Origin of the sequence: Veronia pacifica (assembly GCF_001707825.1) — a bacterium.
GTDB classification, from domain to species: domain Bacteria; phylum Pseudomonadota; class Gammaproteobacteria; order Enterobacterales; family Vibrionaceae; genus Veronia; species Veronia pacifica.
The window spans coordinates 109,472-126,912 of record NZ_LYBM01000005.1 but is presented as its reverse complement, the minus strand read 5'-3'; the positions used below and the strand labels follow the sequence as shown (position 1 = coordinate 126,912).

General features: G+C 44.6%; 19 protein-coding genes. 12 read left to right on the top strand and 7 right to left on the bottom strand.

What is annotated here, in order from left to right:
- Positions 1 to 6: 6 nt before the first annotated feature.
- A complete protein-coding gene (gene asnS / locus A8L45_RS04930; protein WP_068899885.1) occupies positions 7 to 1,407 on the top strand; it encodes an asparagine--tRNA ligase in 1,401 nt (466 codons plus the stop codon).
- Between the two features lie 206 nt (positions 1,408 to 1,613).
- Positions 1,614 to 2,804: an amino acid aminotransferase gene (locus A8L45_RS04925; RefSeq protein WP_068899833.1), complete on the top strand. Its 1,191-nt coding sequence runs from the start codon at positions 1,614 to 1,616 to the stop codon at positions 2,802 to 2,804.
- Between the two features lie 62 nt (positions 2,805 to 2,866).
- On the opposite strand, the gene folE is transcribed toward A8L45_RS04925, so the two are convergent.
- Positions 2,867 to 3,520 carry a GTP cyclohydrolase I FolE gene (folE, locus tag A8L45_RS04920; RefSeq protein WP_068899832.1) on the bottom strand — a complete coding sequence of 218 codons (654 nt, stop codon included), beginning with the start codon at positions 3,518 to 3,520 and terminating at the stop codon, positions 2,867 to 2,869.
- Positions 3,521 to 3,760: 240 nt separating this feature from the next.
- Between folE and moeA the strand changes: the two genes are divergently transcribed.
- The 5 genes from moeA to A8L45_RS04895 all read left to right on the top strand — a co-directional run bounded on the left by moeA (position 3,761) and on the right by A8L45_RS04895 (position 8,874).
- Positions 3,761 to 4,993, top strand: coding sequence for a molybdopterin molybdotransferase MoeA (gene moeA, locus A8L45_RS04915; RefSeq protein ID WP_068899829.1), 1,233 nt, complete (start codon positions 3,761 to 3,763; stop codon positions 4,991 to 4,993).
- A 10-nt stretch (positions 4,994 to 5,003) separates the two neighbouring features.
- On the top strand, positions 5,004 to 5,750 hold the full coding sequence (gene moeB, locus A8L45_RS04910) for a molybdopterin-synthase adenylyltransferase MoeB (protein ID WP_068899827.1): 747 nt from the start codon (positions 5,004 to 5,006) through the stop codon (positions 5,748 to 5,750).
- Positions 5,751 to 5,835: 85 nt separating this feature from the next.
- Positions 5,836 to 7,521 carry a GGDEF domain-containing phosphodiesterase gene (locus A8L45_RS04905; protein WP_245680644.1) on the top strand — a complete coding sequence of 562 codons (1,686 nt, stop codon included), beginning with the start codon at positions 5,836 to 5,838 and terminating at the stop codon, positions 7,519 to 7,521.
- A gap of 315 nt (positions 7,522 to 7,836) precedes the next feature.
- Positions 7,837 to 8,220: a hypothetical protein gene (locus tag A8L45_RS04900; RefSeq protein ID WP_068899825.1), complete on the top strand. Its 384-nt coding sequence runs from the start codon at positions 7,837 to 7,839 to the stop codon at positions 8,218 to 8,220.
- 180 nt (positions 8,221 to 8,400) lie between these two features.
- A complete protein-coding gene (locus A8L45_RS04895; protein ID WP_083228207.1) occupies positions 8,401 to 8,874 on the top strand; it encodes an META domain-containing protein in 474 nt (157 codons plus the stop codon).
- A gap of 83 nt (positions 8,875 to 8,957) precedes the next feature.
- Here the strand turns inward: A8L45_RS04895 and A8L45_RS04890 are convergent, their stop codons facing one another.
- On the bottom strand, positions 8,958 to 10,472 hold the full coding sequence (locus A8L45_RS04890; RefSeq protein ID WP_068899823.1) for a sensor domain-containing diguanylate cyclase: 1,515 nt from the start codon (positions 10,470 to 10,472) through the stop codon (positions 8,958 to 8,960).
- A 340-nt stretch (positions 10,473 to 10,812) separates the two neighbouring features.
- On the opposite strand from A8L45_RS04890, the gene metR reads away from it, so the two are divergent.
- Entirely contained in the window at positions 10,813 to 11,724 is a 912-nt protein-coding gene (metR, locus tag A8L45_RS04885; RefSeq protein ID WP_068899822.1) for an HTH-type transcriptional regulator MetR, read from the top strand.
- Positions 11,725 to 11,750: 26 nt separating this feature from the next.
- On the opposite strand, the gene A8L45_RS04880 is transcribed toward metR, so the two are convergent.
- Positions 11,751 to 11,945: a DUF4250 domain-containing protein gene (locus tag A8L45_RS04880; protein ID WP_068899820.1), complete on the bottom strand. Its 195-nt coding sequence runs from the start codon at positions 11,943 to 11,945 to the stop codon at positions 11,751 to 11,753.
- A gap of 163 nt (positions 11,946 to 12,108) precedes the next feature.
- The gene (locus A8L45_RS04875) at positions 12,109 to 12,774 is read right to left on the bottom strand and encodes an HI_1241 family integral membrane domain (RefSeq protein ID WP_068899818.1); all 666 of its coding nucleotides are present in this window, start codon (positions 12,772 to 12,774) and stop codon (positions 12,109 to 12,111) included.
- Positions 12,775 to 12,985: 211 nt separating this feature from the next.
- Between A8L45_RS04875 and A8L45_RS04870 the strand changes: the two genes are divergently transcribed.
- Positions 12,986 to 14,194: a GGDEF domain-containing protein gene (locus A8L45_RS04870; RefSeq protein ID WP_068899816.1), complete on the top strand. Its 1,209-nt coding sequence runs from the start codon at positions 12,986 to 12,988 to the stop codon at positions 14,192 to 14,194.
- A gap of 2 nt (positions 14,195 to 14,196) precedes the next feature.
- Here the strand turns inward: A8L45_RS04870 and A8L45_RS04865 are convergent, their stop codons facing one another.
- Positions 14,197 to 14,388, bottom strand: coding sequence for a hypothetical protein (locus tag A8L45_RS04865; protein ID WP_068899814.1), 192 nt, complete (start codon positions 14,386 to 14,388; stop codon positions 14,197 to 14,199).
- A 75-nt stretch (positions 14,389 to 14,463) separates the two neighbouring features.
- Between A8L45_RS04865 and A8L45_RS04860 the strand changes: the two genes are divergently transcribed.
- The 3 genes from A8L45_RS04860 (at position 14,464) to A8L45_RS04850 (ending at position 16,226) form a co-directional block, all read left to right on the top strand.
- Complete coding sequence (locus A8L45_RS04860; RefSeq protein WP_068899812.1) at positions 14,464 to 14,808, top strand: hypothetical protein; 345 nt, start codon at positions 14,464 to 14,466, stop codon at positions 14,806 to 14,808.
- 26 nt (positions 14,809 to 14,834) lie between these two features.
- On the top strand, positions 14,835 to 15,617 hold the full coding sequence (locus A8L45_RS04855) for a DUF2145 domain-containing protein (protein WP_068899810.1): 783 nt from the start codon (positions 14,835 to 14,837) through the stop codon (positions 15,615 to 15,617).
- A gap of 84 nt (positions 15,618 to 15,701) precedes the next feature.
- On the top strand, positions 15,702 to 16,226 hold the full coding sequence (locus tag A8L45_RS04850; RefSeq protein ID WP_068899807.1) for a DUF6942 family protein: 525 nt from the start codon (positions 15,702 to 15,704) through the stop codon (positions 16,224 to 16,226).
- Here A8L45_RS04850 and A8L45_RS04845 read toward each other — a convergent pair.
- Both A8L45_RS04845 and A8L45_RS04840 read right to left on the bottom strand, forming a co-directional pair.
- On the bottom strand, positions 16,185 to 16,847 hold the full coding sequence (locus A8L45_RS04845) for a Type 1 glutamine amidotransferase-like domain-containing protein (RefSeq protein ID WP_068899805.1): 663 nt from the start codon (positions 16,845 to 16,847) through the stop codon (positions 16,185 to 16,187). The two genes, A8L45_RS04850 and A8L45_RS04845, sit on opposite strands and share 42 nt — an antisense overlap.
- A gap of 79 nt (positions 16,848 to 16,926) precedes the next feature.
- A complete protein-coding gene (locus A8L45_RS04840) occupies positions 16,927 to 17,352 on the bottom strand; it encodes an NUDIX domain-containing protein (RefSeq protein ID WP_068899803.1) in 426 nt (141 codons plus the stop codon).
- Positions 17,353 to 17,441: the final 89 nt, after the last annotated feature.

Genomic DNA, 17,441 nt, shown 5'->3' with positions numbered 1-17,441 from the left:
CAAACTATGACTTATGTGCCAGTAGCAGACGTACTGCACGGCAAAGCGGCAGTTGACAGCGAAGTGACTGTACGCGGTTGGATCCGTACCCGACGTGATTCAAAAGCCGGTATCTCTTTCCTCGCCATTTATGACGGCTCTTGTTTCGATCCTATTCAGGCTGTTGTGCCGAATGAGCTTAATAATTATCAGGAAGAAGTACTGCGTCTCACCACAGGTTGCTCTGTTGAAGTAACGGGTAAGGTTGTTGAAAGCCCGGGTAAAGGTCAGGCTTACGAGCTTCAGGCAACTCACGTAAAAGTAGTTGGCTGGGTTGACGATCCTGATACTTACCCAATGGCAAAAACCCGCCACTCTATTGAATACCTCCGCGAGGTGGCTCACCTTCGCCCACGTACCAATGTTATTGGTGCCGTTGCTCGCGTTCGTAACTGCTTGTCTCAGGCAATCCACCGCTTCTACCATGAGAATGGTTTTTTCTGGATGTCATCTCCGCTGATCACTTCGTCTGACGCCGAAGGTGCGGGTGAAATGTTCCGTGTTTCTACGTTGGATCTGGCTAACCTGCCAATGACTGACAAAGGCGATGTGGACTTTGATCAGGATTTCTTCGGCAAAGAAACGTTCCTGACTGTATCAGGCCAGTTGAACGGCGAGGCATACGCTTGCGCACTGAGTAAGGTATATACCTTCGGCCCAACGTTCCGTGCCGAAAACTCTAACACCAGTCGCCACCTTGCTGAGTTCTGGATGGTTGAGCCGGAAGTTGCTTTTGCTGACCTTGATGACGTTGCGAAATTGTCTGAAGATATGCTCAAGTATGTCTTTAAAGCAGTGCTTGAAGAACGTCGAGATGACCTTGAGTTCTTTGCTCAGCGCATCAACAAAGATGCCATCACCCGTTTAGAGCAATTCGTTGACTCAGATTTCGCTCAGGTTGATTACACTGACGCGATTCAAATCCTTCTGGATTCAGGTAAGACATTTGAATTCCCTGTCGAATGGGGTATCGATATGTCATCCGAGCATGAACGCTTCCTTGCTGAAGAGCACTTCAAAGCTCCCGTTATCGTTAAGAACTATCCAAAAGACATCAAAGCGTTCTACATGCGCATGAATGATGACGGCAAAACAGTTGCAGCAATGGACGTACTGGCACCGGGGATCGGTGAAATCATTGGTGGCTCCCAGCGTGAAGAGCGTCTGGATGTTCTTGATGAGCGTATGCGTGCGATGAATATTGACCCTGAACATATGAACTGGTACCGCGATTTGCGTCGCTACGGCAGTGTTCCGCATGCTGGATTTGGTCTGGGCTTTGAACGCTTGGTCTCTTACGTTACTGGTATGGCAAACGTGCGGGACGTGATCCCATTCCCACGTACGCCGCGCAGTGCTAATTTCTAAATGCTGATTTAGCTGTAGAACAGTATGTGATTGAAAAAGCCACCCTAAAGGTGGCTTTTTTTATGGCTTAAACAGAAAAGTTTCCATGTTTACATACAGCTGCTTAGTCACAATAAATTAATTTTTGTGAATTTATTTTTTTATCTGTGAACAAAGTGGTATAACGAAAAGGTTGATACTTAAAAATACGCCCATGGAAGACCAAGATGTTTGAAAAAATTATCCCTGCTCCCGCCGACCCAATTCTGGGTCTCACTGACCAATTTAAAGCCGACACACGTGATAGCAAAATTAACCTTGGTGTTGGTGTGTATAAAGATGAATCGGGTAATACACCCGTTTTGGCAACAGTAAAAAAAGCTGAGACGTTGCTTTTAGAGAAAGAAACAACCAAATCTTATTTGAGTATTTCCGGCACTGTCGAATATGGTCTGGCTGTTCAAAAGCTCCTCTTTGGACAAAATGCTGAACTAATCGCTCAAAAGCGTGCCCAAACTGCACAGGCTCCCGGTGGTACAGGAGCACTTCGCCTGGGTGCAGAATTCATCAAACGCCAGCTCGGCGACGTTAACGTTTGGATCAGCAATCCAACCTGGGCAAATCACCTTGGTATTTTTGCTGCCGTTGGTCTCGAAACGAAGCAATATGGCTACTATAACGCTGAAACAAAGAGCATCGACTTTGATGCAATGCTGACTGATCTTCACCAGGCTGAAGCGGGTGATGTGGTTCTGCTACATGGATGTTGCCACAACCCAACTGGTGTCGATCCGGATGCCGCACAATGGCAGCAGTTGGCTGATTTATGTCTCGAAAAATCACTACTTCCAATGTTCGACTTTGCCTATCAAGGCTTTGCAAGTGGTGTGGAAGAAGATGCCGCGGGTCTGCGTGCATTTGCCAGCCAATGTCCTGAACTTCTGGTAGCGAGCTCATTTTCTAAGAACTTTGGCCTATACAATGAACGTGTTGGTGCTTTCACGCTGGTAGCGAACAATGCTGAGCAAGCCAATGCTGCATTTAGCCAGATAAAATCAATCGCTCGGGTTATTTACTCCAACCCACCAGCACACGGTTCAGCTGTGGTGACAGAAATCCTCAATGATCCAACCCTGCGCGCAGAGTGGGAACAAGAAGTGGCAGATATGCGCTCTCGCATCAAAGATATGCGTGAACTGTTCGTATCGACGCTGAAAGACAATGGCGTAGATACCGACTTCAGCTTTATCGAACGTCAAAATGGTATGTTCTCTTTTTCTGGCCTTACTAAAGAGCAAGTTAACCGACTGAAGGACGAATTTGGAGTCTACATCGTTGGCTCTGGTCGTTTTAACGTGGCAGGAATGACGAGAAGTAACATCGCTCCGCTTTGCAAGGCTATCGCGAGCGTTTTATAAGGCTAACAAAGCTATTATAAAAAAGCGCCGTTCGGCGCTTTTTTTATTTAAGTCTCTGACTGTTAGACACCATGCAAGAACTCAGCACGAGTGGAAGGATTACTCTTGAAAATTCCCCCCAGTGCTGTTGTTGTCGTGTCACTGGTAGAGTCCATCACACCACGTGATTTCACGCAATAATGCACGGCAGTCATGTGCACCGCAACGTTGTCAGTCTCGAGCAACGCTTGGAGGGCGACCAGTATTTGCTTCGTTAACCTCTCTTGAACCTGAGGTCGCTGGGCAAAGAATCGTACAATGCGGTTGATCTTAGATAGACCAATAATCTTGTCATCTGGCACGTAGGCCACTGCACATCTGCCATCAATGGTGACTAGGTGATGCTCACAGGTACTGGTTACAGAGATGTCTTTTACTTTGACCATCTCATCGCAGCCCATTTTGTTGTCAATAACAGTAATTTTTGGAAACTTGTGGTAGTCAAGCCCACAAAAAACTTCATCAACGTACATTTTCGCAATGCGCGATGGTGTGTCTGTCAGACTGTCGTCTTCAAGGTCCAAATCAAGCACATTGAGAATTTCTCTCATGTGGAAACTAATCTTTTCCTTCTTCTCCAAAGATGACATGTTATTGTCATTTCGCATTGGTGTTTCAATGCCTTGGGCAATAAGCGCTTCGCGGACTTTTTGTGCCGAATCGCTCAGTGAAGTCATATGAGGCTCCTAGGATAGTTACATGCCGTTGTCACTATAGATATGTTGTAATAATTACTGATATGTTTAAGACATGGATCTACGTAATTTCATAATTTTGAAGCATAGCGTTATTATCTGAAAAATAACACCTTGAATTGCGTATGGTCATTCATAAGTGACTACAAATTTTGCCATAATAAGAGCTTTGTTCTACCGCGATCTGAACATCGCACTTATGTGTTAACAGAGAGAAAAATAATGGGATGCTTTGACACCCCGGGACTCATGCCAGTCTCTACCGCTATTTCGACCATCTTGGATGCTGCCACACCGCTTACAGCTACTGAAACTGTCAATATCTCTGACGCCATTGATCGTGTTGTCGCCAACGATATCCACTCCCCACTGAATATTCCACCATTCGCTAATTCAGCCATGGATGGGTATGCCGTGAGGACTAAGGATTTTGAGGGCAACACCTCATTAAAAGTCATCGGCAAGTCCTTTGCAGGTGCCCCATTCACGGGTAAATGCACTGAGGGTACATGTGTTCGAATCATGACTGGTGCTGAAGTTCCACGCGGAGCGGATGCTGTGATCATGCAGGAACAGGCAGAGGTGTCTGGTGAATCTGTTCAGATCCTGACGACACCCGATACGCAGCAGAACATTCGCCCTGTTGGTGACGATGTTAGTAAGGGTGCCGTTGTTATACCTGCAGGTACCCGTCTCACACCGAGAGAAATCCCGATGCTGGCCACGCTCGGCATCGCTCGTGTAAATGTGGTAAAGCGCCCTGTCGTGGCTTTCTTCTCCACGGGAGATGAACTCAAACAGATGGGTGAACCTCTTGGCCCGGGCGAAATTTATGACAGCAACCGCTACACCATCGCTGCTATGCTGGACAAAATGGGATGTGAGACACTTGATCTGGGCGTGATCCCAGATGATAAGGAGCAGCTACAACACGCTTTCCTGAGCGCAGCAGATAGCGCTGATGTCATTGTCACCTCAGGCGGCGTCAGTGTAGGTGAGGCAGATTACACCAAGGATATCCTTGCTCAGGAAGGCGAAGTCAACTTCTGGAAAATAGCCATCAAACCCGGTAAACCTTTCGCGTATGGCACCGTCGGTAACGCCCTGTTTTGCGGTCTGCCAGGTAATCCGGTCTCTGCACTTGTGACCCTGTATGTTCTTGTTCAACCTATGTTGGCTAAACTCAGTGGTCATTCGCAATGGCAGGCTCCAGCGCAGTTAACTGCAAAAGCAACCAGCACATTCAGAAAAAGTCCTGGCAGGACAGATTATCAACGCGCAATATATTCTATCGAAAGTGGAGAACTCACCGTATCAACGACCGGCAATCAAGGTTCAGGTGCTTTCAGTTCACTGTCACTGGCAAACTGTTTTGCTGTCCTTGAAAGTGAACGAGGCAGAATTGAACCCGGTGAAAGTGTGACAATTGAGCCATTTAATTCGGTGCTGCTCTAGGAGACCTTTGATGGATATTCTCTCTCCAGAAGAAGAGCTGCGCTATAACCGCCAGATTATTCTTCGTCAGTTTGATTATGACGGTCAGGAAGCGTTAAAGCAGGCGAAGGTGTTGATGCTGGGTGCTGGCGGTCTGGGTTGTGCTTCCTCACAATATCTTGTCGCTGCTGGTATCGGTCATCTTACGCTGATTGATGATGACAACGTTGAATTATCAAACCTGCAACGACAAGTGCTGCACAATGATAAAACGATTGGCCAGCCAAAGGTTTTATCGGCAAAACAACAACTTACAAGGCTCAATCCTCACGTGGTGATCGACACAATCAGCCAGCGTTTGGATGACAAGGCGCTGGCATCACTCATTGAGTCTCATGATGTTGTGCTGGATTGTTCAGACAATTTACCCACGCGAAACCAGCTGAACCGTTTGTGTTTTGCCAGCAAAACGCCTCTTGTCAGTGGTGCTGCAATTCGACTTGAGGGACAGCTTGCTGTTTTTACTTATCAGGACAACGAACCATGCTACCAGTGTTTAAGCCAGCTATTTGGTGAACAATCGCTGAGCTGTGTTGAAGCAGGTATTCTAGCGCCTGTCGTTGGAATAATAGGCAGTATGCAGGCATTAGAGGCTATCAAGTGTCTCACCTCGATGGATAACAGCCTAAAAGGTAAGCTGATGATGTTTGATGCAATGACCTGCCAGTGGCAGACCCTCTCACTCCCTAAACACTCTGGCTGTGATATCTGTAAATAGATATCAGTTGCACAAATATTGAGACTAAATCTCTTTTGTGAGCCAAAGGTAAACTACGCTTTTTAGTATTGACTCGCTAAATGCAATGGCAGTTTCCACTCGCTGTCATTGCTTTATTTCTGGCGGTGAAAGTATGCTAAAAATCGTTGCTATTACACTGGTCTTAACAGGCATGTGTCTGATTATACAGGCGCTCAGATCAGCAATCAGGCTTTACAACAAAGACAGACGGTTGAGTACATTCAGCTTCCTCCCCGTTATGCTGGGCTTCACCCTGGGCTATGCCATTTTTTCTATCTACCTCATCAACAAAAATGAAATTGCATTTATAGAGTTGATCGTCTCAATGATCTTCTTTGGCGGTGGGATTTTTACCGTTATGACATTCGGTGTGATCTCACAGAGCATTGAACGAATCGCTAAAGCAGAGCTGCAACAGTGGCAACAAATTTCTTACGATGAACTTACCAGCCTGCCAAACCGCCGTTATCTCGTTAGAGAACTGAAGGATCGTATTCTTGAGTTTAAAACCCGCGGTGGAGAGTTCACACTCATCTCTCTTAATATCAATAATTTTAACAATATCAATGAAGTATTCAGTCATCAGGAGTGTGATGAGTTACTACTGCTTTTCAGTGAGAAGTTAAAAGAAAACCTGTCACCGGAAAATCTACTCTTCCGATCAAGCACCCATCGCTTTGCTTTCATCCTAAAAGATTCGGAGAAATTGAATATACATAGTTACCTTGAAGAGCTCCATTGTGCCCTGGAAGCACCCTTTCCAATAAAGAACTACGACGTCAATCTCACCAACTGCTGTGGCGTTGCCATTTATCCTTCTCATGGCGTTGATGCTGATGAAATGATTAAACGTGCGGAGTCAGCCATGTACTCAGCAAAGCGAGGCCAAGAACCCTTCACTATCTATGAATCCGTCTCAACTGCTGCTTTATTTTCACGAGACGAGCTGTCATCGATGTTAAACCAAGCCATTCAGAATATGGATTTCGAGCTTTTTTTTCAGCCCGTATTTAATATCAAAGAACCGAAAAAAGTATCGATGGAAGCATTACTTCGTTGGCCACTAGGTAAAGGGAGATACGTAAATAACGATGAGTTCATTCCAATTGCAGAACAAACTTATGCCATAAGAAAAATTACTCGCTGGGTGCTTGATACTGTATTCAGGCAATTAGAAAGCTGGAGAGAGGACGGGTTTTACCCTCAGGTTCAGGTTAATCTTTCGATAAAAGATTTAGAGGAGAAAGAACTAGGCGGTTATTTGCAGGAGTTACTGCATAGATATAATGTTTCTCCCGACTCTGTAATTCTTGAGATCACTGAAACCAGCTTAATGCAGGATCCAGAAAGGTGCCGCCGGACACTTGAGGAAATAAATAAATTAGGTGTTTTACTCAGTGTTGACGATTTTGGCGCAGGTTTCTCTTCATTATCCATTCTCAGTAATATGCCTATCAGCGAGCTGAAAATTGATCGTAGTTTCGTCACTGATTTATTAACCAGTAGCAATCACGAGGCTATTGTCCGATCAACGGTCTATCTTGCGCATAGTCTCGGCTGTAAAGTCGTTGCAGAGGGCGTTGAGACTGAAGCACTTGGTCAGTATCTCATTTCAATTGGTTGCGATAAATTGCAGGGCTACTGGTATGGTAGGCCAATGAGTTTTGCCAAGACAGATCAATGGCTGAGAGATATTAATACATTTCCTGAAACGTTCTCACACTCCAATAAAGCGTATAATATACGTTAATTATTTTGATTTTAGATTAAGCCTAAACTCAGCATTATTATTTGGGATACTGTTCGGATAAAACTTTATATAAAAAATAAAATATTTTAACTATAAATACTAAATGACTAGAAAAATAGACACATCCTGATATATAAACTAGCCATAGGTTATCACTTACTTTATTTTTGTTATTAATAAACAGCATTGCGTTTAGTTTATTTTTGATTCCGGTCATATATTTTAAAAGATAATAAAGATAATCTCTGTGTACTAAAAAAAATACAGCTATTTTTATTTTTATACCGTTCTGTTCTTTACTTGGATACATTTTACATGGAAAAAGTACTTGAGAGCTTTGATAAGCAGGATGCCGCCGAATGGGGAAAGCTTATTAGTGATGTCGGGAATAAAAGACAACCTATTAAGTTACTAATTGGGGATAAAACCAAACACGAGTTTGTGACTTACAGCTGTCACACGCACAAGCTTCAAACCGACTTCTTATCACCTTCTTTAAATTTGGCGAAATCACAAATACAGCCAACTCAAAATGTTGTCATATGTGATTCAAAACGCTACGACAGCTTATTTCGCCTACTTACCCTTTTACACCATCAGGCAATCGTCGTGCTGGTGGACGAAATGTGGACCCCAGACTGGTGTTGGCATTTCCGCAAGCATTTATTTTTGACCAGACAAGACCTCAATTTCAGCTAGCTAAAAAGTGTAATGTTTGTTTCAGAGTGAAATTTAAGACGCGTCAGGACTGACGTTAGTGGTAATATTTTTGCGACTAACGGGTGGAACCTCAACTACCACATTTGTACCTTCATCCGCAGCATAAATGGTCTCAATACCGCACTGCGTGATCGTCTTCGAAACACTCTGGAGTAAGAAATGAAAAAAACTGTATTTGCCTCAGCTCTTGCACTTCTCCTCACTGCCTGCACAAATACAAAACCTATGAATCATTCGGAGAAAACGGCGTCTACTGCAACAAAAGAAGACATGATGGATGTCTCAAAAACCAACCTACAACATCATCATTGGGTTCTGACCAAAATAAACGGTGAGCCTGTAAACAGCTCTGAAGGTTTTAGTGCACCTACGTTGGAAATCGGAGAGGCTTTTACCGCCAACGGAAATGGAGGCTGCAACCGCTATTTTGGACAGGCTGAACTCCAAGATGGCATGTTCCGTGTCCAAAGTATGGCGTCAACCATGATGGCTTGTCCTGAGCAAGAAATGGAAATTGAGAATATAGTGACTGACACCTTGTCTGAGTGGAGTCGCGTGACGCTGACAAAAAATCATATCTACTTAAACGGTAAGGCGTCATTGGAATTCCGCCTTCAAGATTGGGTGTATTGAAGGGTAGAACAATACCCATGGTAGATATCAACAGAATAGGAACGTAGAACGTTAGCCTTTTTGGTATTCATTCGCCGAAAAGGCTAGTTTCTCTCAGGTTCGTTAATCCAGTGGACACGATCTCGCCCACCAGCAATCGCTTTGTTGAGTGCAATTTCGGCGTAGGCCGACAATTTGGAAGCTGACAGCTCTTTTGGATCTATTACGGTCACTCCGCCAATGCTGATACTCAGGCCGAGATTTCCTTTCTCATTATCAAAATAAAAGCCAAGCGCTTTTACCGTTTTTGCAATCCGCCCTGCAACAGGCTCACCGTCATTAGTATTCGGCAACAAGACAGCGAACTGCTGACCGCCGTATCGGGCAAACAGGTCACTGGGACGGCACAGAACTTCTTTCATTTCATGAGAGATTAGGCGGATAGCTTTGTCTCCTGCAATGCGACCACACGTCTCGTTATAATCAGATAAATGGTCAATCTCAATCACCATCATACTGATTGGGATACTGTCGCGTTGAGAGCGCCCTACCTCACTAGTAAGACATTCATCAAAGTATCTGCGGTTGTAGTGACCTGTAAGACTGTCTGAACGGGATATCTGCTCTAACTTCAGGTTCGCTTCACGCAATGCACGTGTTTTCTGATCGACATGCCTTTGAATACTCATTGCCCGGAACTGAAGAATATAAAGAATGTATGAAAGCATGATAAAAATGACCATGCCAACGATAAAGATGATTTGTGGATACAAGCTTCTTCTGTCGCTAATGTAGCCTTTCGTCGGGGTGCCTTTTATTTTCCACTCGAGCCCCGCAAACTTTATGGGTGATGAGCTAAAGCTCATATCTTGTACACCCTGCTCGTAAAGCGCCGCCAGATTTTGATGAATGACAGTCCATGACTTATCAGGCCCCAGCTCAAGAAGCTCAAGGTTAATTGCCTGACCGACAGTATTACTGATAGCAATCTTAAACACGTCATCAATCAGCATGTTTGCTGATATGATTCCCTCAAGTAACTGCCAACGTTCATTGTCTGTTTCTGCCACTCCACGATAAACCGGCATAGTGACAAATAAGCCTCTGGTGTCGCGGAACTCCTGCTGGATTGGCATAGACGATAACGCCATAGGAACAGCTTTGAGTGCGCTCAGCTTGAGGATGCCAAATAAGTTGTCCTGTTGGTCGACAGATTCTCCTCTGAAGGCTTCCGCCTTCAGTTTCGGTAGAGCATAACGAACGCTCAGCTCTCTTTTGACGGATTCACTATCTTCATTAGCTGCGCGGTTCGGTTTGGGGTAAACCCAGTCGATGAATAGATATTCTGGATGGCGGGATAAGGTGTCTTTTGCGATTTGTTCAAAAAGGGGCTGAGACACGGTTTGCGAACGCTCAAACTGTCGCCTCATAATTTGCAGTAATTCGATATTAGCACTCAGCTCTCGTTCTAGTGACAGAGCTGCATTTTCGACATCTTTTGCCACTTCATTTTTTATGGAGAGACTTTCAGAATGGTGTAATGACATAGCAGCAAGGAACGAGAAAAAGAGCCCGACCAAGACTGTTACTATTGTTGTCAGCATTACACGTTTAGCCATTCAGTCCTGATCCCTAAATAAATGTTTACTAAGTGTTGAACATAAATACGGATCTTGCCACCAAACTCACAGTAGCGATGAAATACAATAAATGATTATTTCACGGTTCAATATATACCTAAATAATCACCAGATATAGCACCAGATAATACCTACACACTTCTCTGATCTTTGCGGACAAATATCAGCCCCCACACACCTCACATCAGGTTATTCAACTTGAGCTTCTTTCTATAAAATGTTTAATTTAGCCATCCAGATGTTTACATGGCCATATTGATGTTTTACAGTACAGAAATTATCGTCAAGTTACTCATGGAAAATGTGAAGAATATTCATAATGATAGAGTTAAAGCATTTGAAAACACTTTCTGTGTTGAGGGATACGGGATCATTAACAGCCACTGCGACGCAGCTTTGCCTGACACAATCTGCACTTTCTCACCAACTCAAGGACATTGAAAAGCGGCTTGGCTGCAAACTCTTCTTGCGAAAAACGCGGCCTGTTAAATTTACCGCGGAGGGTGACATCCTTTTAAGACTGGCAGATGACGTTTTGCCCCGCTTTGCGAAAACAGAAGCTGAATTAGCAAACCTCAAGGAAGACACTCAGGGCCGATTGCACATGGCTATAGAGTGCCATTCATGTTTTCAATGGCTGATGCCAGCACTCAAAGATTATCAGGTAACCTGGCCCCATGTTGCCCTCGATTTCTCATCAGGCATGGGCTTTGAGCCTTTACCCTCTCTAGCGAGCGGTGACCTTGATTTGGTCATAACATCAGACATCTCGCCGAGAAGCGACGTGCATTATGAGGCATTATTCGATTTTGAGGTTCGCCTTGTTACCGGACCCGGTCACCCTTTGGCCGAAAAAGCTCATATCTCACCGGGAGATTTCGCTGATCAAACTTTGTTGACTTACCCTGTGCAAAAACAGCGGCTGGATGTTTTCAACCACTTTCTTTCACCAGCAAATGTCGAACCGGAAAAATACAAAAAAGCGGATAATACGCTGATGCTGATTCAAATGGTGTCGGCAGGGCTTGGTATTGCAGCACTGCCAAACTGGGCAGTCAGTGAATTTTCACGTCAAGGGCTGGTCGTAGACAAGCCGTTAGAGAACGGACTTTGGCGACGTCTTTATGCTGCGGTTCGGGCAAGTGACAAAAACCGTCCTTACTTACAAGCCTTTTTCGCCACTGCCCGCCAGCAATGTCAGCGCTATCTCGAAGGGATAAGGAAAGTGTAACCAAGTGACGCTTCGACCCTGCATTTCTATTTTTGCCTGAGCTGATTGACAACAGGGTCGTAATAGCAGCCCATTTCATCGAGCCGGACCTGAAGCTGGCTCTGATCTAAATCCATCGTCGACATGAGATCTTCCAAACTGTCACACTCAAGCCGCAGCTTCTCATTAATAATCCCATACAGGATTGCGCTATCTAGATTGATGGCATTGTGAATTTCCATCTCGTCACTCCTTTCCACTGTCACTCACTATTGAGTATAAATCGACGTGTTATCGGAACCGGACTTTAACTTTGTCCGTCATATTGAGTGTCAGATAGCTGTGATGAAATGTCTAGTTGATAAGGCACTCTCTACTGTGCCTTATCAGAAATGACGCAGGGGACTAGATAAGAGAATTAAGCAGGAAAGAAGAACCCGTCACAGCACTGAGTGCCGGCACAAGCATAACCAGCTTCGGTGCATCCTGACGGAAAAGGTGGACAATCCAAAAAGTGACCCCTGTGAGTAGCAGTGCAAGACTAGCCAGGATGGGTAACATCTCGGCTTCTCCAGCACCCGACACATATCCAACTAGCGCTCCAGCTACCGCCATGAGCATCGCCACACAAATCCCAACGACAGGCAAGATACGGTGAAATGCTTGCAGTCGCGAGCGCGCTTTTACCAAAAGACAATGAGAGAAAGCGGCGCCAAGTATCGGCAACTGAAGAAGAATCAATATATTTTGTAGCCATTGGCCTTGAATTAAAAACATGAAGAGAGTGAGAAGACCAAGGCCATTGGCTAAATGAAGCAGCGGAATAGGACCGACCTGACGCGTTTTACCTGTTTTTGCCCGAAAAGCAAAGATCCCTAACACCAAGAAGGGCAAAACAGCCCAAGGTAAAGCGGGTATCACGAGTAGCCAACCACCTACAAGGTACCAAAACACACCGTGGATTCGGCCACGCTGACCGGGACAGATATCACCACGCAAAAGCACCAAAGTTAACACCCATTGGGCACCAATCACACCGGCTGCAATGGCCAGACCAAGACTAAAAAACATGCCACTCGCTCAAAATAAAAAATATTGCACAATTATACGGTGTCGGAGACTTCACGCAAAATATGTGAGTAAATTAAAAGGCATGCATAAGTTCACAGTAATGAATGAGTATGAGGTAAACAGTGTAATAAATGTATATTGCTCATAATTCATGCAGTAGCATAAGCCAATAAAAATAATAAGTTAACTCACCTTACTGCAGGCAATCTAAATGACAATAGCCCGAGGCTCCAAGCCGAGATTAGTACACTGGAAGTTGTCTCTGTATGAATTGTGGTCGCACAAAAACCATGCTCAGTCGTTTAATACGACTCGTCAAGCCTATCTAAAAGGGCGATTTCAAGCGTTATGTGTACTGTGGGCAGCGGCTAACTTGTTATGGATAGCCATTGATTTTTATCAGCTTTCCTCAAATATGGGTGTCTCTGAGGAGGCCATCTTTCAATTGTCAGTCCTTCGTGGATGTTTTGCGGTGAGCCTTCTTGCTATTGCTAAGCAGGTGAACAAAACCAATAGTCTGACAAAAATTAAATATGCTTTGGCGTTGATGGTCATTGCTGCAAACCTATTCTATCTCAGTACCAGTTTTGTACTGGATTTTCCGTTCGACCACACACACTACTCGTTCAGTTATGCCATGTTGCCACTGATACATATTGTTGTGCTGGCAATTTTCCCTCTCACTGCCTCCGAGTCATTGGCTTTGCTTGGGATAACCTTGCTGACTCAATATAACGTCGCATATCTCGGCGGGCATGAGTTAGATAACGTTAAAAAAGTACTCTATCTTATCGAAGCAATCACAGCACTCATGGTTGCATGGTCTCAACTGTCGCAACTTCATATGATCATGAAACTTTATCGTCATGCCACTTTAGACCCTCTTACAGGTGTTTATAACAGACGAATGCTGATGACTCAGGCCGAACAGAAATACCGTAAAAACAAACGTGCGAATAAGCCCTTCTCTGCAATGCTGATAGATTTGGACAGGTTCAAGCGTGTAAATGATGTACATGGCCACTTCGCGGGAGACAGGGTACTGGAGGCTTTTGCCAACACTGTACAAAACCGAATCCGAAAAAAAGACATTTTCGGCCGCTTTGGCGGAGAAGAATTCATTCTCTTCTTACCAGATTGCAGTGCAGAAACAACAGAGCAAATTGCCCAGCGCATTGTTGATGCAGTGCGGGACATGGAGGTCGATATTGGTGAGGGTGTCGATAGACTAAAAGTGACTGTCTCCATTGGATTACACACTGCAATGAGTCATGATGATTTCTCCTGTCTGCTTGAAAAAGCAGATACTTCATTGTTAGAGGCAAAATCATCTGGCCGTGACCAAGTCCGGATTTATTCGGAATCACTTCCAGTATCTACCGATGAAGCCAAAAGGCCCTGGTTGGAATACTCATCATAATGTCATTTACTCTCTCCTAAATCCTGTGTGCTAAACGTTGTTAGCTCTTTACATTCAAATAATTTGCGCACAAAAACAGAGGCAAAAAGCCGTTCACCATTATCGAAGATAGCTAAACACAATGTTTTGCCGTGTCTCACTGAACCTTCTTTCATCTCTTTGCGATAAATTCCATACTTCTCAATTTTGAACATTGTTTTATTGCTCCGTAATGAGTAAGTTTTTATCGAACGGTGTTTTTATGTGGAATCTTGAGAGAGGAATATAAAATGCAACTTACACAATGGATAAAGATAACTGCAATATTGGCATGTGCTTCGATATGTCAGGTTCAAGCTTCAACAAACCACAGTAAACAAGCAATACGTGAAAGCGGTAATGCTGCGTCGGCGAGCACAGCAAGCGCCGGTCACAGTCTTGTTGCTTCTGGTCAAGCAGTAGTAGCGACTGCCGCGATTCCATTCCTCATCGTCGGGAGTGCAGGTCTTGCAAGTAGTATGGTTGCAGGATCGATGTTAAATGCAGCCGATTTATCAATGTCTGAGCCTCTCCCCGTTTGTGAGGAAACGTTTACTGCCCTTCCCTCCCCAGCCGAGGCACTCAGCAACAATTAATACCGAACTGACATGGAGGCAATAAGATGAATTTGTTGTACAAGTTAGTCGTTTCACTGCTTTTATTACATGTTATACCCTTTGCTTTTGCAGGTAGTCAGCCAAATGGACCACCGAGACACAAACCAGAGGATATTGTATCTTTCGCCAAAAAGGTCGAAAAATCATTAGCAACAAAAAGAGCTCATGTTGCCATCATTGCTCGTATCGGTGAGGAACGCAGCGGATTACCCAAAGGCATCAGCTTTACGCATACAGCATTAGCCGTGTACTCGAAAATCACAGGTAAGGATGGAAAGGTGTATCCAGGGTATACACTGTATAACCTTTATCAGGTAGCCGGTAAAGAACACAAAAGCGAGCTGGTCAGGGACTTTCCTGTCGATTTTTTCTCCGGTGCTTACGAGCTTAAAGCAGGTGTCATTATTCCAAGTAAAGCGTTGCAGCAGCGATTACTTGCGGTGATCAGCTCGGCAACGTATCGGGACCTGCACAATTCAGATTACTCAATCATCGCTAACCCTTTTACACTGACATACCAAAATTGTACTGAGCATACGCTCGACGTAGTTACCGCAGCCATCTATCAAACTGATAATTTGAGCAGAATAAAAACGTATCAGAAAGCTTACTTCACCCCACAAAGGATACATATAAGTCGAATGAAGCTCGCGCTAGGGTCAGTCTTTGCTCGCTCAGTGTCAATCTCTGATCATCCGTCCCACCCCGAGACTGCGACGTTTTCTACTATTGGTAAATTTCTCAACGACAACGGCGCGGCATCAGAAATTTATTATTTAACCCATTAATAATGTTCGTAGGTAAATACTGACAATTTCTATATCCGAGCATGGTAGATTACCCAATCACCATGCTCATTTTAGGAATACCTGTTGAATCACTTCACAGCAATTGGCGATCCATCAGCAACTCTCAATGTTTACGTAGAGAAAGCGCCTCCCTTTGAAGCGGCAATGGCAACATCATTGCCGATAAATGCTGTTTATCCACTTTCCAGTGGAGATATAGAGATAATTAACCAAACAGGGGGAAATGGTTGGCGAAAAGTCTTCAATGTGTATGCCAAGGTGTTATTTGCATTGCCTGAAAGCCACCCTCTCCGCCCTTCAGCATTTACCCGATGGCAAGATTTCAGAGATGATAGGCTGCTTCAGAAAAGCAGTGATACGGCGCTATTTTTTGGCGAAGTAGATATACCTCAGCGAGCTGAGCAAGGGGGGCTGCATATTATTGCGGGAAGAATACACTGCAAAAATTTAGGACTCGCCGGTCAGTTTGTCTGGCTTAATGAGGCATTTGCTGTTCATAAAAACTTACCCGTCTATGTCTGTCCCTATTTCGACTATCGTCAACTATCAAACGCCAGAATAAATACACTCGTTACTCTCATTAGCTAGTGTTTTTTCTATCGAATGACCGACATTCCTGACCGTGATTCCGGCTTTTTCCCGACTGCGAATGGTGTTGCGGAGCCGCTCATTAACGAAATGTAAACCTGCATAGTCGTCTATGCCGTAGCAAGGTATTTGCGGATTTGAATCAGCAAAATTTATGAAGAGTTTTCGTTTATTAGTCTCGTCATCAAAATGCGCAGCAGCCATGCCGGGAAGAATGTCCAAACCTTTGATGACAGAAAAATGCTCGGGATCACTGTCGGTGATCAAATGACTAAACCAACAAATCGCTCCTGCACTCATTCCGGCTAAGATAATCCCCCGTTCATAACAGTCGCGAAGTATTGAGTCGACACCCCACTCTCGCCAGACAGCTAACATTGAGCGGGTATTACCTCCACCGACGTAAATAATATCTTGTTGAAGCAGGCGATCACGCCATCCAGATCGCATTTTGAACAAAGAAAAATGACTCAACTGGCCTCGCAAGCCCGACTGATAAAAACGTTGTATCGCTTCTTCAGCATCACCCGTTGCAGTGGGTATGTAACAAACTCTGGGTTCTGGTTTTTCGGAAAGATTCAGGATGTAATTATCAAGCTCACTCCGTTTCTCTCCCGTCATTCAGCCACCGCCACCCAGCGCGATGCATTGCCGTGATTGTCTCTCTTTAACCATCATAAGTGCACTTCCTGCGTCACAATCACTTGTTCTCAGTAAGGTATATGGTTAGCCGGTCTTTCAATGCCTGAATAGCCTCTGGATGCGAAAGGTATTCTTGTACTGTCATCATTGTCCAGTGTTGCCCCTCATCACCAAACTGAATATCTGCTAACTCCTCATGGCCCACATGTATTGCCATAAAATATGCACCTCCAACACCTGTGTGACTCTTTACCCACCGCTTGAAGTGGATTCTCTCATCTGGAAAAGTTAGGGCAAATTCTTCATGCAGCTCACGCAATGCGCATTGTTCCGGCGTTTCTTGGCCCTCCCTACCACCTCCCGGAAAATCCCAACAGTTTGGGTATGGAATACCCTGTTTTGCATCTCGCCGATAAACCAGTAGTTTGTCATCGCAAATAACGGCCAGTTTACAACCGGAAAAGGGAAGGTTGCCTTTATTCAATGAGCTCTCTCTCTACGTTGCTTGAATCTATGTCAGCGTTGGTGTTGTAACAAGCGAACACCTGACTTTCGTTTATTTATCTGACCTCA

Excerpts from the sequence above, each read along its gene's own strand:
- asnS (WP_068899885.1), top strand. The coding sequence starts at position 7 with ATGACTTATGTGCCAGTAGCAGACGTACTGCACGGCAAAGCGGCAGTT.
- A8L45_RS04925 (WP_068899833.1), top strand. The coding sequence starts at position 1,614 with ATGTTTGAAAAAATTATCCCTGCTCCCGCCGACCCAATTCTGGGTCTC.
- folE (WP_068899832.1), bottom strand. The coding sequence starts at position 3,520 with ATGACTTCACTGAGCGATTCGGCACAAAAAGTCCGCGAAGCGCTTATT.
- moeA (WP_068899829.1), top strand. The coding sequence starts at position 3,761 with ATGGGATGCTTTGACACCCCGGGACTCATGCCAGTCTCTACCGCTATT.
- moeB (WP_068899827.1), top strand. The coding sequence starts at position 5,004 with ATGGATATTCTCTCTCCAGAAGAAGAGCTGCGCTATAACCGCCAGATT.
- A8L45_RS04905 (WP_245680644.1), top strand. The coding sequence starts at position 5,836 with ATGGCAGTTTCCACTCGCTGTCATTGCTTTATTTCTGGCGGTGAAAGT.
- A8L45_RS04900 (WP_068899825.1), top strand. The coding sequence starts at position 7,837 with ATGGAAAAAGTACTTGAGAGCTTTGATAAGCAGGATGCCGCCGAATGG.
- A8L45_RS04895 (WP_083228207.1), top strand. The coding sequence starts at position 8,401 with ATGAAAAAAACTGTATTTGCCTCAGCTCTTGCACTTCTCCTCACTGCC.
- A8L45_RS04890 (WP_068899823.1), bottom strand. The coding sequence starts at position 10,472 with ATGGCTAAACGTGTAATGCTGACAACAATAGTAACAGTCTTGGTCGGG.
- metR (WP_068899822.1), top strand. The coding sequence starts at position 10,813 with ATGATAGAGTTAAAGCATTTGAAAACACTTTCTGTGTTGAGGGATACG.
- A8L45_RS04880 (WP_068899820.1), bottom strand. The coding sequence starts at position 11,945 with ATGGAAATTCACAATGCCATCAATCTAGATAGCGCAATCCTGTATGGG.
- A8L45_RS04875 (WP_068899818.1), bottom strand. The coding sequence starts at position 12,774 with ATGTTTTTTAGTCTTGGTCTGGCCATTGCAGCCGGTGTGATTGGTGCC.
- A8L45_RS04870 (WP_068899816.1), top strand. The coding sequence starts at position 12,986 with ATGACAATAGCCCGAGGCTCCAAGCCGAGATTAGTACACTGGAAGTTG.
- A8L45_RS04865 (WP_068899814.1), bottom strand. The coding sequence starts at position 14,388 with ATGTTCAAAATTGAGAAGTATGGAATTTATCGCAAAGAGATGAAAGAA.
- A8L45_RS04860 (WP_068899812.1), top strand. The coding sequence starts at position 14,464 with ATGCAACTTACACAATGGATAAAGATAACTGCAATATTGGCATGTGCT.
- A8L45_RS04855 (WP_068899810.1), top strand. The coding sequence starts at position 14,835 with ATGAATTTGTTGTACAAGTTAGTCGTTTCACTGCTTTTATTACATGTT.
- A8L45_RS04845 (WP_068899805.1), bottom strand. The coding sequence starts at position 16,847 with ATGACGGGAGAGAAACGGAGTGAGCTTGATAATTACATCCTGAATCTT.